Annotated in this window: 1 protein-coding gene; it reads left to right on the top strand. The window is 36.8% G+C overall.

Features of this window, described 5'->3' with window-relative positions; genetic code table 11:
• Positions 1-765, top strand: a 765-nt coding sequence (locus FTV34_RS17615; RefSeq protein WP_180070932.1) for a hypothetical protein, incomplete at its 5' end; no start/stop codon positions are given.
• Between the last annotated feature and the right edge of the window lie 355 nt (positions 766-1,120).

The following is a 1,120-nucleotide window of genomic DNA, read 5'->3' on the forward strand; positions in this document are numbered from 1 at the left end:
GAAAAATTAGTAAATGAGCAGTTGATCAAAAACCTAGATCAAGAGATTGTCTTTAACTATGAAACCCTTGCAAGACTTGAGATAGAGCGAAAAGAAGCTAAAGCCAAGCCTATTGAACCCCAACAGCCGAAAGTCAAACAAGGCACTACAACAGACGCAAGAAACGCCATAGCCAGCTACAGAACAGCGATTGAAGAAACAGCTCACAAAGTATTTAAAGAGCTACAGGACAAGCAGATAAACGACGCTAAGGCATGGTTAGCCAAAATTGATGAAATGCGGGCTAATACGCCTATGTTTTTTGGGAAAAAAGACCACTTGGCGAAGATTGAACAGGAAGTCGCTCAATATGAAAAAATGCGCTCAAACTTTGCAAAATTCAAAGAGTTAGGCGTAACAGATGAGCATCGAGCAACAGCTATAGCGATTATTGAGCGCAACAAGCCAAATATGGCGTTAAATGCCCGAAACGCTGAAAAATACCTACAAGAAAGACAGCTAGAACAAGCAAAAGAGCAACTCAACCCTAATATTTCAATTTTGGCTAAAACCAATAATTCTTATTATGGAAAAGTCCTACAGTCAGGTACTCAAGGCACAGTTCAAAGCACAAAAGATGGGCTTGTTTATCATCCTCAAATAAAAGACCTGAAAACAGGGAAAGAGTACACGCTCACATACACTGAAAATCAGGTAAAAATCCTTGAAAATATCGAAATTAATCGAAAAACAGGGAAATCACAGGACAATGAGATTAAAAGATAGCTCTAAAACTCCATATTTTGCGATTACAGCCACCTTTAACAGTTTTCCATAGCGGAGTACTGCTGCAATTCAAAACATGGCTAAAAACGCTTAAAAACATCCTTGTATAAAATTTAAGATTATCTTTTTTGTCTTTTAATTAAGCCTATCTAAACAATAAAAAAGTATGTGTACTGTACTGTATCGTATTTTAGTACAGTACAGTACAGTACAAAATCGATATTTTTTATGAATTATGACTAGCTAAAACTCACCCGTATATTCAAACCAATTCAGGTTGGGTCTATACCGCCTTTATTATTGATGTGTTCTCACGAGCAATTGTTGGATGGAAAGTATCAACACGTATGAATAC

Origin of the sequence: Acinetobacter sp. YH16038 (genome assembly GCF_013417275.1) — a bacterium.
Lineage (GTDB): Bacteria > Pseudomonadota > Gammaproteobacteria > Pseudomonadales > Moraxellaceae > Acinetobacter.